The sequence below is a fragment of the Streptomyces sp. NBC_00341 genome, assembly GCF_041435055.1.
GTDB lineage: Bacteria > Actinomycetota > Actinomycetes > Streptomycetales > Streptomycetaceae > Streptomyces.
Genome location: NZ_CP108002.1, coordinates 6,891,250 through 6,906,024 on the forward strand (window position 1 = coordinate 6,891,250; position 14,775 = coordinate 6,906,024).

A 14,775-nucleotide genomic window follows, 5' to 3' on the forward strand; every position below is an offset into this window, starting at 1 on the left:
CGTCCGTGACTCCCGAACCCGCCGCGCCCCCCGTTCCGCCGCCCGTGAGCGTCGTGGGGATCGGAGCCGACGGATGGTCCGGGCTGCCCGACGCGTCGCGCTCCGCACTCATCGGCGCGCAGGTCCTGATCGGCGGTGAGCGTCAGCTCGGCCTGCTCCCGCCGCAGTGCGCGGGACGGCGCGTGGCCTGGCCCTCGCCGCTGCGGCCCGCGGTTCCCGGCCTGCTCGCCGCGCACGCCGGGAGCAGGATCGCGGTGCTGGCCAGCGGTGACCCGATGTTCTACGGGATCGGCCGGGCCCTCACCGAAGTGCTCGGCGCCGATGGGCTGCGGGTTCTGCCGCACCCCTCCTCCGTGTCCTACGCCTGCGCCCGGCTCTGCTGGCCCCTGGAGGACACCGAGGTCGTCACGCTGGTCGGCAGGCCCGCCGCCCGGCTCGCGGCCGCCCTGCACGACGGCCGCCGGCTGCTGGTCCTCAGCGCGGACGCGGGCACCCCCGCCGTGGTCGCCGCACTGCTGCGGGAACACGGCTTCGGGCCGAGCACGCTGCGCGTCCTGGAACAGCTCGGCGGCGAGAGCGAAGCGAGCACCGACGGCACCGCGGACACCTGGGCGCACCCGCCGGGCGACCCGCTGAACGTGATCGCCGTCGAATGCCGCCGGGCCCCCGGCACCCCGCACCTCGGCGCCGCCCCCGGCCTGCCCGACGACGCGTACGAGCACGACGGCCAGCTGACCAAGCGCCACATCCGGGCCGCGACCCTCGGCGCGCTCGCACCGGCACCGGGCGAGCTGCTCTGGGACGTCGGCGGCGGCTCCGGGTCCGTGGCGATCGAGTGGATGCGCGTCCACCCCTCGTGCCGCGCGATCAGCGTGGAGCGTGACCCCGTGCGGGCGGAGCGCATCACGCGCAACGCCGGACGGCTCGGGGTGCCCGCCCTGCGCGTGGTCAGCTGCGGGGCCCCCGACGGGCTGGCCGGACTGCCCGTGCCCGACGCCGTGTTCATCGGTGGCGGGCTGACCGTGCCCGGCCTGCTCGACGCCTGCTGGGAAGCGCTGCCGGACGGTGGCCGGCTGGTCGCCAACACCGTCACGCTGGAGTCGGAGGCGGTGCTCACCGAGTGGTACCGCCGGCACGGGGGCGAGCTGGTCCGCCTCGCCGTCGCGCACGCCGTGCCGGTCGGCGGCTTCACCGGCTGGCGGCAGGCCATGCCGGTGACCCAGTGGTCGGTTCGCAAGGCCTCGGCCGGTACGAGCGCGGAATCCGCGGCGCACACCCGTACAGAGAATTCAGGACATTCAGGAGACAACAGATGACCGTGTACTTCATCGGCGCGGGTCCGGGCGCGGCCGACCTGATCACCGTGCGCGGCGCGCGGACGCTCGCCGCCTGCGGGGTGTGCCTGTACGCGGGCAGCCTGGTGCCCGCCGAACTCCTCGCGGAATGCCCCCCGGACGCCAGGCTGGTGGACACCGCGCAGCTCGACATCGACCGGATCACGGCCGAGCTGATCGGCGCGCACGAGGCCGGTCACGACGTGGCGCGGCTGCACTCGGGCGACCCCTCGGTGTTCAGCGCGGTCAACGAGCAGATGCGGCGCCTCGACGAGGCGGGCGTGCCCTATGAGGTGATCCCGGGCGTGCCCGCGTTCGCGGCCGCCGCGGCGGCGCTCAAGCGGGAGCTGACCGTCCCCACGGTCGGCCAGACCGTCATCCTCACCCGGATCGCCAACCGGGCCACGGCGATGCCCGAGGGGGAGGACCTCGCGACGCTGGGCCGCAGCGGGGCCCTGATCGTCCTGCACCTGGCCGCCAGGTACGTGGACCGGGTCGTCGAGGAACTGCTGCCGCACTACGGGGCCGACTGCCCCACCGCCGTCGTCGCCCTCGCCTCCCGCCCCGACGAGCTCATCCTGCGCGGACCTCTCGACGGCATCGCGGAACAGGTGAAGGCGGCGGGCGTGATCCGTACCGCCGTCATCATGGTCGGCCGCACGCTCGGCGCCGACCAGTTCCGCGACAGCCACCTCTACTCGCCCGGACGCGACCGGCACGCCTGCTGACGGCGCCCCGCGCCCCCTGCGGGCGGCCGGTCAGCGGACGCTGCTGCGCCCGACGACCGTGCCCGCCCGGTCGATGCAGATGACGTCGACGGCGACCGGCGAGCCGCGCAGTACCGTCAGCGCCTCGTCCCGGGCGGCCACCGCCACCAGGTCCCCGAGGGGGACACCGGCCGCCTGGCAGGACCGGAGCGCCGCGAGACCCGTGTTCGCGGTGGCCACCTCGGCGGCCAGGGCCTCGTCCGCGCCGCCCCGCCGGGCCAGCCCGGCCAGGAAGGGCTTGTCGACCTGGGAACGGGCCGAGTGCAGATCGAGGTGGCCGGCGGCGAGCTTCGACAGCTTGGCGAACCCGCCGCAGATGGTCAGCCGGTCCACGGGATGGCGGCGCACGTACTTCAGCACGGCGCCCGCGAAGTCCCCCATGTCGAGCAGGGCGATCTCCGGCAGCCCGTACTCGGCCACCACGGTCTTCTCGGACGTCGAACCCGTGCAGCCCGCCACATGGGTGTGGCCGGCCGCGCGGGCCACGTCCACGCCCCGGCGGATCGAGTCGATCCACGCCGAGCAGGAGTACGGCACCACGACACCGGTCGTGCCCAGGATCGACAGGCCGCCCAGGATGCCCAGGCGCGGGTTCCAGGTCGAGCGGGCGATCTCCTCGCCGTGGTCCACGGACACGGTGACCTCGACGTCCCCCGTCCCCCGGTGCGCCTCTGCGACCCGCGCGAGGTGGTCGCGGATCATCTGGCGGGGCACGGGGTTGATGGCGGGCTCGCCCACGTCGAGCGGCAGGCCGGGCAGGGTGACCGTGCCCACGCCGGGCCCCGCCCTGAACACCACACCGGAGCCCGGCGGCAGCCGCCGGACGGTGACGCGTACGAGAGCGCCGTGGGTGACGTCCGGGTCGTCCCCGGCGTCCTTGACCACACCGGCTGTCGCCCGCCCGCCGGCCAGCTCCTCCACCGCCAGCGCGAACGCCGGGGTCTGGCCCCGGGGGAGGGTGATGGTCACCGGGTCGGGGAAGTCGCCGGTCAGCAGGGCGGTGTACGCGGCCGTGGCCGCCGCGGTCGCGCAGGCACCGGTCGTCCAGCCGGGCCGCAGACCGGTGTGTTTGAGTTGGGCGCTGCGCCCGCCCTTCGCCTCACCCACGGATGGACCTCATGCACGTACTCGTACTCGGCGGGACCACGGAGGCCCGTCGCCTCGCCGAGCTGCTGGTGGCGGCACTGCCCGAGGACGCCCGGGTGACCAGCTCGCTCGCGGGGCGCGTGGCCAGTCCCAGGCTCCCGCCGGGCGAGGTGCGCGTCGGCGGGTTCGGCGGCGCCGACGGCCTTGCCGCGTGGCTGTGTACGCACCAGGTGGACGCGCTCATCGACGCCACCCATCCTTTCGCCGGGACGATCAGTTTCAACGCGGCGACAGCCGCCTCGGCTGCCCATGTTCCCCTGCTGGCGCTGCGCCGGCCCGGCTGGGTGCCCGGCCGTGGCGACGACTGGCACCCGGTCGGCTCCCTGGAGGAGGCCGCACGCGCACTGCCCGCGCTGGGGCGGCGGGTGTTCCTCACCACGGGACGCATGGGACTGGCCGCCTTCGCCGGGCTGGACGGGCTGTGGTTCCTGATGCGCTCGGTGGATGCCCCCGAGCCCCCGCATCCCGCCCGGATGGAGGTGCTCCTCGAACGGGGCCCGTTCAGCCTCGACGGGGAGCGGGAGCTGATCCGCCGGCACCGCGTCGACGTCCTCGTCACGAAGGACAGCGGCGGCGCCGCCACCGCCCCCAAGCTCGCCGCCGCCCGCGAGGCGGGCATCCCGGTGGTCGTGGTGCGCCGGCCACCGGTTCCCGAGGGGGTCGCGGTGGCCGGTACCCCGGAGCGGGCCCTCGACTGGCTGCGCGGGGGGCCCGGGGCTCAGCCCTCCGGGTAGCGGCGCGGCGTCCAGACGATCTGGCGCCCGTCACCGCGCCGCACCCAGCGCGTCTGCGAGGACCCGACGATCAGGATCGTGCGCATGTCGACCTCGGCCGGGTCGAGATCGGCCAGCCGCACCGTGCGTACGCTCTCGGCCGGTCCGCCGACGTCCCGGCCGAGCACCACCGGGGTGTCCGGTGAGCGGTGCTCCAGGAGGAGGTCGCGCGCCTTGCCGACCTGCCAGGTCCGGCTGCGTGAGCCGGGGTTGTACAGCGCGAGCACCAGGTCCGCACAGGCCGCGGCGCGCAACCGCTCCGCGATGACCTCCCACGGCTTGAGCCGGTCGGAGAGCGAGATCGTGGCGTAGTCGTGGCCCAGCGGCGCCCCCGCCCGTGCGGCCGCCGCGTTGGCCGCCGTCACGCCCGGCAGCACCCGTACCGGCACGTCCGCGTACCGGTCCTGGGAGGCCGTCTCCAGGACGGCCGTCGCCATGGCGAAGACCCCGGGGTCTCCGCCGGACACCACTGCCACGCGCCGCCCGCGACGCGCCAGGTCCAGGGCGAATTCGGCGCGCTCCGACTCGACCTTGTTGTCCGAGCCGTGCCGGGACTGCCCCGGCCGGACCGGTACCCGGTCCAGATAGGTGGTGTAGCCCACCACGTCGTCGGCGGCGGCCAGCGCCCCGCGCGTCTCGGGCGTCAGCCACAGCGGTCCGGCGGGCCCGGTGCCGACCACGGCGACCTCACCGCCGCCCGGAGTGCCCTCGGGACGCGGCGCGTCGATCCTGCTGGGCAGCACCGCGACCGCGAAGTACGGTACGGAGCCGGCCTCGATTTCGGCCAGCTCGCCCGTGCGCTCCCCGGCCATCGTGGCGCGTTCCACGTAACGGGCCTCCGGCAGCCGCCCCGACGCCTCGAAGGCGCGGCGCACCGCGGGGAACGTCCGGCCCAGCTTCATCACCACGGCGGTGTCCGTGGCGGCCAGCCGGGCGGTCAGCTCCTCCTCCGGCAGGGTGCCGGGCAGGATGGTCAGCACCTCCTCGCCCTCGACGAGCGGGGTGCCGAGCCGGGCGGCCGCCGCGCTGACCGAGGTGACACCGGGGATCACCTCGGTGGGGTAGCGGTCGGCGAGCCGCTTGTGCATATGCATGTACGAGCCGTAGAAGAGCGGATCGCCCTCGGCGAGCACGGCGACCGTGCGCCCCGCGTCGAGGTGGACCGCGAGCCGGGCCGCCGCCTCGGCGTAGAAGTCGTCCAGCGCGCCCCGGTAGCCGCCCGGATGGTCCGTGGTCTCCGTCGTGACGGGGTAGACCAGGGCCTCTTCGATGTGGTCGGGGCGGATGTACCCGGCCGCGATGGACCGGGCGATCGACCGTCCGTGCCGGGCGCTGTGATAGGCGACGACATCGGCCTCCGCGATGACCTGCACGGCGCGTACGGTCATCAGGGCCGGATCGCCGGGGCCCAGCCCGACTCCGTACAGCCGGCCGTTCTTCTGCTCGCTCACGCTTACTCTTCCTCGCTGGCGATCGCGTTGAGGGCGGCGGCCGCCATGGCGCTGCCGCCCCGCCGGCCGCGCACGATCAGATGGTCGAGCCCGGACGCGTGTGCGGCCAGGGCGTCCTTGGACTCGGCCGCGCCGATGAAGCCGACCGGCACACCGATGACGGCGGCGGGGCGCGGCGCGCCCTCCTCGATCAGTTCGAGCAGCCGGAACAGGGCGGTGGGCGCGTTGCCGACGGCGACGACCGCGCCGTCCAGCCGGTCGCGCCACAGCTCCAGGGCGGCCGCGCTGCGGGTGGTGCCGAGTTCCGCCGCGAGAGCGGGCACCGCCGGGTCCGACAGGGTGCACACGACCTCGTTGCCGGCGGGCAGCCGCTTGCGGGTGACCCCGCTGGCGACCATGGCCACGTCGCACAGGATGGGCGCGCCGGCCCGCAGCGCCTCGCGGGCACGGGCCACCACGTCGGGGGTGAAGGCCAGATCGCGTACGAGGTCGACCATGCCGCAGGCGTGGATCATCCGGACCGCCACCTGGCTCACATCGGCGGGCAGTCCCGACAGATCGGCCTCCGCGCGGATCGTGGCGAAGGACTGGCGATAGATGGCCGGTCCGTCCTTCTCGTACTGGTGCACAGTGCTGTCGCTCTCTTCATCGGGCGTGGAAAGGGTGGGCGTGGAAAGGGTCGGTCGGGTACGGGAACGGCCGGCCGGTGTGGAGCGGCCGGTGGGGGAAGGTCAGGTGCCGGGGCGCGGGGCGGGGCGCTGCCCGTCCGGGCCGCCCCGGGCCGCGGCCACCGCTGCCGCGAGCGCGGCCGGGCTGTCGGGGACGGCCAGTGGGGCGTGCCGTTCACCGTCGCGCACCAGGGAGACCCGGTAGCCGTCCGGGGCGGCGACGACGTCGACCCACGCGCCCCGCGGATGACCGCACCGGCGTTCGCACCCCGACCAGTACACCGGCAGCGCGCCCACGGGCCCCAGGGCCGCTGTCGCCCCGGCCCGGACATCGGCGAGGGACTTGGCGCAGCCGGGACGCCCGATGCAGGCCCCCACCCCGGTCCAGGGGGAGCGGGGCCCGGAGATCAGGCCGGCGGACCCCAGGGCCGCCAGCTCCGCCGCGGCCCGTTCGCGCTCCACGCCCGGTACGACGACGCCGCGCCAAGGGGTCAGCCGCAGTTCGCCGCCGCCACCCTCCCGTTGCCGGGCGGCGCGGGTCAGCGCCCGCCACTGTTCCGCGCCGATGCGGCCCAGGGGGACGCCGACGCACAGCGCGACCGTCTCGTACGGGCCGTCCACGACGCCGGGAACGGGAGCCGCGGACCGCGCGGGGTGTGTGGGGCCGGTGGTGCGCGTGGCTCGGATTCCGGCCTGTCGCAACCGCCGGACCACCTGGTCCAGGAGGATCCCGCCGTCCGTGCGCAGGTCCGTCACCCGCCAGACGCCGGAGCCGCGTGCGACGTCCAGGAAGGTCTCGGCGGCGATCAACGCGGCCCGCGGAGCGTGCGCACCGGGTATCCGCAGTACGGATTCGGCCGGGCCGATCCGCAGAGCCGCGTCCCCGTCGGCCCGCGCCAGCAGCGTCACATCGGCGCCGAGCGGATCCACATCGCCGCGGCCGTCGTCGAGCGCGAACAGGAACCGGCCCGACAGTTCCGTCGTCAGGTCACTCGCGCACACCAGCTCGTCCAACGCCGACAGCCACGGGCGGACGTCCCGCTGTCCCAGGCCGTCGAGCCCGGAGAGCGGGGAGGCCACGATATTGCGGACGCGCTCGTGGCGCTCCGAGGGCAGCAGCCCCGACTCACCCATGCGGGAGGCCAGTTCGCCGCCGCAGTCGGGGCGCAGACCGCGCAGCTGCACATTGCCGCGCGAAGTGAGATGCAGCTCACCATCGCCGAGCCGCTCCGCCAACTCCCCCAGCACGTCCGCCTGCGCCGTGCTCAGTACCCCCCCGGGGATCCGGACCCGGGCCAGCGCACCGTCGTCCGCCCGGTGCAGCCGCAGCGTGCCGGGGCAGGCGTCACCGCGGTCACGGACGGACGCGGCTCCTGTGGGCACGGGCAAAGTGGCTGGCGGGGGCATGGCGGCGAGCATACCGACCATCTCATCAGATCCGTATGCCTCCCAGTTCTTGACCGCCCCTTACTATGCCTAGTGCCGCGTCAGCACGGGAAAACCCTGGCCGAGGCGGTACAGGCGGGCCAGCCGGCCCGTCGTCGCCACCGACGGCGACAAGGGGAGGAAGCCCGGTGCGATTCCGGCGCGGTCCCGCCACTGTGATCCCGGCCCCACCGGCCGGGTGAGTCAGGAACTCCCTTCCCCGTGCCACTCGGCCCGTCCGAGCAGGGGAGTCCCATTCCGACACCGCCCGGGGCGTGGATACCCCGAGGAAGGCCAGACGCCGCATGATCCTGCTCCTGTCGACGTCAGACACCGACCTGCTCAGCGCCCGCGCCTGTGAGGGCCCGGTCGCCTACCGCTACGCGAACCCCTCCCGGCTCCCGCTCCAGGACCTCCCGCAGCTCCTGGACGGCACAGAGCTGGTCGTCGTACGCCTGCTCGGCGGGGTCCGCGCCTGGCAGGACGGCCTCGACCAGGTGCTTGCCACCGGCCGCCCCGTCGTCGTCCTCACCGGGGAACAGGCCCCCGACGCCCAGCTGATGGCCGCCTCCACCGTCCCGATCGGCATCGCCGCGGAGGCCCACGCCTATCTGGCGCACGGCGGCCCCGGCAACCTGGAGCAGCTCGCCCGCTTCCTCTCCGACACCGTCCTGCTCACCGGCCACGGCTTCGAACCGCCCGCCCCGGCACCCTCCTGGGGCCCGCTGGAGCGCACGCCCCGCGCGACGGACGGCCCCACCATCGCGGTGCTCTACTACCGCGCCCACCACATGAGCGGCAACACCGCGTTCATCGACGCCCTGTGCGGCGCCGTCGAGGACGCCGGCGGCCGCGCCCTGCCGCTGTTCGTCGCCTCGCTGCGCACACCGGAGCCCGAGCTGATCGACGCCCTGCGGGCCGCCGACGCGATCGTGACCACGGTGCTCGCCGCGGGCGGTACCCGGCCCGCGGAGGCGTCGGCCGGCGGTGACGACGAGTCCTGGGACGCCGGCGCCCTCACCGGCCTCGACGTGCCCATCCTCCAGGCGCTCTGCCTCACCTCCTCCCGGTCCGACTGGGAGGACAACGACGAGGGCGTCTCGCCGCTGGACGCCGCGAGCCAGATCGCCGTCCCCGAGTTCGACGGCCGTCTGATCACCGTCCCGTTCTCGTTCAAGGAGATCGACGAGGACGGCCTCCCCGCGTACGTGGCCGACGCCGAGCGCGCCGCCCGGGTCGCCGGGACCGCGGTGCGCCACGCGCGCCTCCGCCACATCCCGAACGCCGACAAACGCCTCGCCCTGGTGCTGTCCGCGTACCCGACCAAGCACTCCCGGATCGGCAACGCCGTCGGACTCGACACCCCGGCGAGCGCCGTCGCCGTGCTGCGCCGACTCCGCGCCGAGGGGTACGACTTCGGTGACGAGGAGGTGCCGGGGCTCGCCTCCGGTGACGGCGACGAGCTGATCTACGCGCTGATCGAGGCGGGCGGTCACGACCAGGAGTGGCTGACGGAGGAGCAGTTGGCCCGCAACCCGGTCCGCATCCCGGCCGCCGACTACCGGCGCTGGTACGCGACGCTGCCGGCCGGACTCCGCGCGGCCGTCGAGGAGCACTGGGGCCCCGCTCCGGGCGAGATGTTCGTGGACCGCTCGCGCAACCCCGAGGGCGATATCGTCCTGGCCGCCCTGCGCCGGGGCAATCTGCTCATCCTCATCCAGCCGCCGCGCGGCTTCGGCGAGAACCCGATCGCGATCTACCACGACCCCGACCTGCCGCCCTCGCACCACTACCTGGCCGCCTACCGCTGGATCGCGGCCGCCGCGGACGACAACGGCTTCGGCGCCGACGCGATGATCCACCTGGGCAAGCACGGCAACCTGGAGTGGCTGCCCGGGAAGAACGCCGGGCTGTCCGCCGCGTGCGGGCCCGACGCGGCGCTGGGTGATCTCCCGCTCGTCTACCCGTTCCTGGTCAACGACCCGGGCGAGGGCACGCAGGCCAAGCGCCGCGTCCACGCCACCCTGGTGGACCACCTCGTACCGCCGATGGCCCGCGCGGAGAGCTACGGCGACGTGGCCCGGCTGGAACAGCTGCTGGACGAGCACGCCCAGATCGCGGCGATGGACCCGGCGAAGCTCCCGGCCATCAGGGCCCAGATCTGGACCCTGATCCAGGCCGCGAAGCTCGACCACGACCTGGGTCTCGAAGACCGTCCGGAGGACGAGGGCTTCGACGAGTTCATCATGCATCTCGACGGCTGGCTCTGTGAGATCAAGGACGCCCAGATCCGCGACGGACTGCACGTCCTGGGCGGCGCGCCCGCCGGCGCCGACCGGGTCAACCTGGTCCTGGCGATCCTGCGCGCCCGCCAGATCTGGGGCGGCACCACCTCCCTGCCCGGCCTGCGCGAGGCGCTCGGCCTCGACGAGTCGGCGGCCACCCGCACCACCGCCGACGAGGTGGAGGAGCAGGCCCGCACCCTGGTCCAGGCGATGGAGGACGCGCACTGGGCGCCGCAGGCCGTTGCCGGGGTCGCCGCCGGACACCCCGGTTCCGTCGCCGACATCCTCGACTTCGCGGCCCGCGAGGTCGTGCCCCGGCTGGCGGCCACCACCGACGAACTCGACCACACCGTGCACGCGCTGAACGGCGGCTTCGTTCCCGCCGGCCCCTCCGGCTCCCCGCTCCGCGGACTGGTCAACGTCCTGCCGACGGGCCGCAACTTCTACTCCGTCGACCCCAAGGCGGTGCCCTCCCGGCTGGCCTGGGAGACCGGACAGGCGCTGGCCGACTCGCTGCTGGAGCGCTACCGGACCGACAACGGCGACTGGCCCACCTCGGTCGGCCTGTCCCTGTGGGGCACCAGCGCGATGCGTACCGCCGGCGACGACGTCGCGGAGGCCTTCGCGCTGCTCGGCGTCCGCCCGGTCTGGGACGACGCCTCGCGCCGGGTCACCGGCCTGGAGGCGATCCCGGCCGCCGAACTGGGGCGCCCGCGCATCGATGTGACGCTCCGCATCAGCGGCTTCTTCCGCGACGCGTTCCCGCACACCATCGGCCTCCTGGACGACGCGGTCCGCCTCGCGGCCTCGCTGGAGGAGCCCGCCGAGCAGAACTACGTACGGGCGCACACCCAGGCGGACCTGGCCGCCCACGGCGACGAACGCCGCGCCACCACCCGTATCTTCGGCTCCCGCCCCGGCACCTACGGCGCCGGACTGCTCCAGCTCATCGACTCGCGGGACTGGCGTACGGACGCGGACCTGGCAGAGGTCTACACCGTCTGGGGCGGCTACGCCTACGGCCGCGAACTCGACGGGCGCCCGGCCCGCGAGGAGATGGAGACGGCGTACAAGCGCATCGAGGTCGCGGCCAAGAACACCGACACCCGCGAGCACGACATCGCGGACTCGGACGACTACTTCCAGTACCACGGCGGCATGGTGGCCACCGTGCGCGCGCTCAAGGGCACCGCCCCCGCGGCGTACATCGGGGACTCCACCCGGCCGGAGACCGTCCGGACCCGCACCCTGGTCGAGGAGACCTCGCGCGTCTTCCGGGCCCGCGTCGTCAACCCCAAGTGGATCGAGGCGATGCGCCGCCACGGCTACAAGGGCGCCTTCGAGCTGGCCGCCACCGTCGACTACCTCTTCGGCTACGACGCCACGACGGGGGTGGTCGCCGACTGGATGTACGACAAGCTCACCGAGACCTACGTCCTGGACCCGGAGAACCGCGAGTTCCTCCAGCGGGCCAACCCCTGGGCCCTCCACGGCATCGCGGAACGCCTCCTGGAGGCCGAGTCGCGCGGGATGTGGGAGAAGCCCGACCCGGAGATCCTCGCCGGTCTGCGGCAGGTCTTCCTGGAGACCGAGGGTGACCTGGAGGGCGAGGACTGAGCAACCGGCCGCACCGGCCGCCGGATGTCAGGAGGGCCCCACCGCTGCGCGACGCTGACTCTGTCGGGGATCTTGAGGATCCCCGGCGGGGCAGCATGATCAACGGGCATGCTCGACTCTGTCCAAGGACCAATGCAGTTGTCGAGGTGCCCGTTGTCGCTCCACGCCCGTTCTGGTGAGCAAGTCCCTTCTCTGACCGTGCAGATGGCGCGGGCGAGCAATCCGGGTGGTACGACGGCGATGTGGGTGAGAGACCGCCTGGGCGGGCTGTGGCGTGACGAGGACTTCGCGGACTGGTATCCGCGTGACGGCCGCCCCGGGCTCTCGCCCGCTCAGCTGGCCACCGTGTGTGTGCTGCAGTTCCTGCTCGGTCTGTCGGACCGGCAGGCCGCCGAGGCGGTTCGCTGCCGCATCGATTTCAAGTACGCGCTGGCCATGGAGCTGAACGATCCCGGATTCCACCACAGCGTGCTGGGCGACTTCCGCGAGCGTCTCACCGAGGACGACCGCGCCGACCGTCTCCTTGACCTCACGCTTGCGCGCCTGAAGGAGGCCGGTCTCGTGCGCGAGCGCACCACTCAGCGCACGGACTCCACCCACGTCCTGGCCGCGGTGCGCGACCTGACCCGGCTGGAACTGGTCACCGAGGCCGTCCGCGCCGCCCTGGAAGAGCTGGCCGGCACCGCTCCGCACCTGCTGGCCGACCTGGTAGACGAGGAGTGGGGGCGTCGTTACGGCCGCCCGGTCCGCCTGGGCAAGAACCCCACCCGCCCCAAGACCAGGATCCTCGCCACCGGTGGTGACGCCGTCCGGCTGCTGGAGCACGTCGCAGAGCATGCGGCGGATCGCCTGTCCGGGCCCCGGGCCCAGGCCCTGCGGCAGATCATGGTGCAGAACTACTACCGCGACGGGGCCGGCCGTCTGCGCTGGCGCACCGCCGATGACGGCGGGCTGCCGCCCTCAGCGGTCGCGGTCGTCTCGCCCTACGACCCGACGGCCCGTTACGCGCGCCGCGGACACGTCACCCGTTGGAAAGGGTTCGTCGCGCATCTCACCGAGACCTGTGATCCTGAAGGCGTCAACGTGATCACGGATGTGGCCACCACCGACGCCACCGGCTACGACGCGAAGGCTCTGCCCGGTATCCACACCCGGCTGGGGCGTCGCGGGCTGCTGCCCGCCGAGCATCTGGTCGACGGCGGCTACACCTCCCTGGTCCATCTCGAACAGGCGGCCCGGGAACACCAGGTCACGGTCACCGGACCACTGCCGGTCAACACCACCCGCCAGAACCGCAGGAACAACGGCTTCGGCCGCGACGACTTCCACATCGACTTCGACCGCCGACAGGTCACCTGCCCGCAGGGCGAGACCAGCGCGGGATGGCACGGCCCCTACCCGACCTCCTCACCCACCGCAGCACCTCTGATCGTGGCACGGTTCACCAAGAGCCAGTGCCGTCCCTGCCCGGTCCGCACCCGCTGCACGACCACCGCCGACAGCGCCCGGAGCGTGGGCTTTCCCCCGCGAGAACTCCGTGACCTGCAACTCCGAGTCCGCGCCGAGCAGCAGACACCCGAATGGCAGGCCCGCTACGCGGTCCGCTCCGGAGTGGAAGGCACCATCAACGAGCTCGCCCACGGACACGGCATGCGCCGCTGTCGCTACCGGGGACAGCACAAAGCCCACTTACAGCACGTGTTCACAGCCATCGCCGCAAACATCGAGCGCCTCAGCCGGCGGCCGCCGACCGGAGAACCACCTCCGTCCCGGCCGCCGACCGCATTCCAGAACTACCTGGACCAGCACGGAATCACCCGGCCGAGGTCTTGGCGGTCCGCCAGAGACTGAGCAGACCGCCAAGATCCCCGACAGAGTCAGCGTCCTGCGCGGGTGGGGCCCTTCCTCCTCACAGGACGCCGAAGGCGCCTTCCACGGCTTCGCACGTGGCGTCCAGTTCGTCCTCCGTGACAGCCGCGGCGACGAACCAGCAGGCCATGCCGTAGGCGTTGGTGTGGATTCCGCGTTTGAGGAGTTCGTGGCGGTACGCGTCGTAGCGGGCCTGGTCGGTCAGCTGGAGGTCGCGGTACTGCCGGGTCGGTGCGCCGTCAGCGGTGAACACCGTCTGGAACATGGCGCCCACGCCCTGCACCGAGCAGGGGATGTGCCGGTCATGGGCGGCCCGGCGAATCGTCTCCATGATGCGGCGACCGCTCTTGTCGATCCGTTCGGTGACCTCCGGCCGGTTCAGCTGCCGGAGGGTCACCAGGGCGGCGGTCGCGCACAGCGGTGAGGCGTTGTAGGTTCCGCCGTGCTTGACCTGCCCCTGTGCCAGGGGTTCCATCACGTGCCGCAGTCCGGCGAAGGCCGCGATCGGGACGCCGCCGCCCAGGGCCTTGGAGAAGACGGCGATGTCCGGCACGACCCCGAACATCGTCTGGGCTCCCCCGGGACCGGTCCGGAATCCGGTACAGACCTCGTCGAAGACGAGCACGATCTCGCGGCGCGTGCACTCCTCGCGCAGCAGGTCCAGGAATCCCGGCTCGGGCATGGTGCAGGCGTTGTTGGCGACGATGGGCTCGCAGATGACAGCGGCGAACTCCCCGCGATGGGCGTCCAGGACGGCGCGGAGCGCGGCGGGATCGTTCCACGGGCTGACGACCACGTCGTTGACGACCCCCGCCGGAATGCCGGGGGAGTGGGGCACGGGGTACGGGGTGGCGTAGGGGCCGGCCTCGGAGGCGGAGGGGCGGTTGGATATCGCCAGGCTGTCGGTCCAGCCGTGGTAGTGGCCCTCGAACTTGAGGATCTTCGAGCGGCCGGTGTACCCGCGGGCGGCGCGCACCGCTCCTTGCACCGCTTCGCTCCCCGAGTTGGCGAAGCGGACGAGCTCGGCACACGGCACCATGTCGCAGATCAACTCGGCGAGTTCCACCTCGGTGGTGTTGCAGGTGCCGAACATCGTGCCGGTGTGCAGGACCGCGGTGAGCGCCTCGGCGAGCTGCGGACTGGCGTGTCCCAGTACCGCGCTGCCGTAGGAGATCAGGTAGTCGAGGTACTCGTTGCCGTCGACGTCCCGGATGCGCGCACCGGCCCCCTCGGCCATGTAGAGCGGATAGGGGTGCGGGCCGGTCGATGTCAGCCGGGAGGAGGAACTGATGCCACCGGCCAGTGATGCCTGAGCACGGGCGAACCAGGCCCGGCTGCCGTCGGACCCGCCCAACGCCGTTATATGGCCATTCATGTGCGGCTCCTGTTTGGTAGATGGGTGCTCGGGCACGCTCGGAGAGCCCTTCATGCGGAGAGTTC

10 protein-coding genes and 1 riboswitch are annotated in these 14,775 nt (G+C 73.3%); of the genes, 5 read left to right on the top strand and 5 right to left on the bottom strand.

Annotated features, from left to right (window positions below; all coding sequences use genetic code 11):
- The first annotated feature begins 5 nt into the window (after positions 1-5).
- A complete protein-coding gene (gene cbiE / locus OG892_RS30985; protein ID WP_371630795.1) occupies positions 6-1,316 on the top strand; it encodes a precorrin-6y C5,15-methyltransferase (decarboxylating) subunit CbiE in 1,311 nt (436 codons plus the stop codon).
- Positions 1,313-2,062: a precorrin-4 C(11)-methyltransferase gene (gene cobM, locus OG892_RS30990; RefSeq protein ID WP_073737612.1), complete on the top strand. Its 750-nt coding sequence runs from the start codon at positions 1,313-1,315 to the stop codon at positions 2,060-2,062. Before cbiE ends, cobM begins: the two co-directional genes overlap by 4 nt.
- A gap of 30 nt (positions 2,063-2,092) precedes the next feature.
- On the opposite strand, the gene OG892_RS30995 is transcribed toward cobM, so the two are convergent.
- Positions 2,093-3,208: a cobalt-precorrin-5B (C(1))-methyltransferase gene (locus tag OG892_RS30995; protein WP_073737611.1), complete on the bottom strand. Its 1,116-nt coding sequence runs from the start codon at positions 3,206-3,208 to the stop codon at positions 2,093-2,095.
- Between the two features lie 11 nt (positions 3,209-3,219).
- Here OG892_RS30995 and OG892_RS31000 point away from each other — a divergent pair, with 11 nt between their 5' ends.
- A complete protein-coding gene (locus OG892_RS31000) occupies positions 3,220-3,981 on the top strand; it encodes a cobalt-precorrin-6A reductase (RefSeq protein ID WP_073737610.1) in 762 nt (253 codons plus the stop codon).
- Here OG892_RS31000 and OG892_RS31005 read toward each other — a convergent pair.
- The 3 genes from OG892_RS31005 to cobG form a co-directional block, all read right to left on the bottom strand.
- Complete coding sequence (locus OG892_RS31005) at positions 3,966-5,471, bottom strand: precorrin-2 C(20)-methyltransferase (protein ID WP_371630796.1); 1,506 nt, start codon at positions 5,469-5,471, stop codon at positions 3,966-3,968. The genes OG892_RS31000 and OG892_RS31005 overlap by 16 nt on opposite strands.
- Positions 5,472-5,473: 2 nt before the next feature.
- On the bottom strand, positions 5,474-6,100 hold the full coding sequence (locus OG892_RS31010; protein WP_371630797.1) for a precorrin-8X methylmutase: 627 nt from the start codon (positions 6,098-6,100) through the stop codon (positions 5,474-5,476).
- Between the two features lie 102 nt (positions 6,101-6,202).
- Entirely contained in the window at positions 6,203-7,558 is a 1,356-nt protein-coding gene (cobG, locus tag OG892_RS31015; RefSeq protein ID WP_371631722.1) for a precorrin-3B synthase, read from the bottom strand.
- Positions 7,559-7,702: 144 nt separating this feature from the next.
- Positions 7,703-7,778, top strand: a riboswitch (cobalamin riboswitch).
- Positions 7,779-7,869: 91 nt separating this feature from the next.
- On the opposite strand from cobG, the gene cobN reads away from it, so the two are divergent.
- Together cobN and OG892_RS31025 are read left to right on the top strand one after the other, a co-directional pair.
- Positions 7,870-11,466 carry a cobaltochelatase subunit CobN gene (gene cobN, locus OG892_RS31020; protein ID WP_073737606.1) on the top strand — a complete coding sequence of 1,199 codons (3,597 nt, stop codon included), beginning with the start codon at positions 7,870-7,872 and terminating at the stop codon, positions 11,464-11,466.
- A 240-nt stretch (positions 11,467-11,706) separates the two neighbouring features.
- Positions 11,707-13,317, top strand: a complete 1,611-nt coding sequence (locus tag OG892_RS31025; RefSeq protein ID WP_371628901.1) for an IS1182 family transposase — start codon at positions 11,707-11,709, stop codon at positions 13,315-13,317.
- A 58-nt stretch (positions 13,318-13,375) separates the two neighbouring features.
- On the opposite strand, the gene OG892_RS31030 is transcribed toward OG892_RS31025, so the two are convergent.
- Entirely contained in the window at positions 13,376-14,710 is a 1,335-nt protein-coding gene (locus OG892_RS31030; RefSeq protein WP_328695345.1) for an aspartate aminotransferase family protein, read from the bottom strand.
- Positions 14,711-14,775 lie beyond the last annotated feature (65 nt).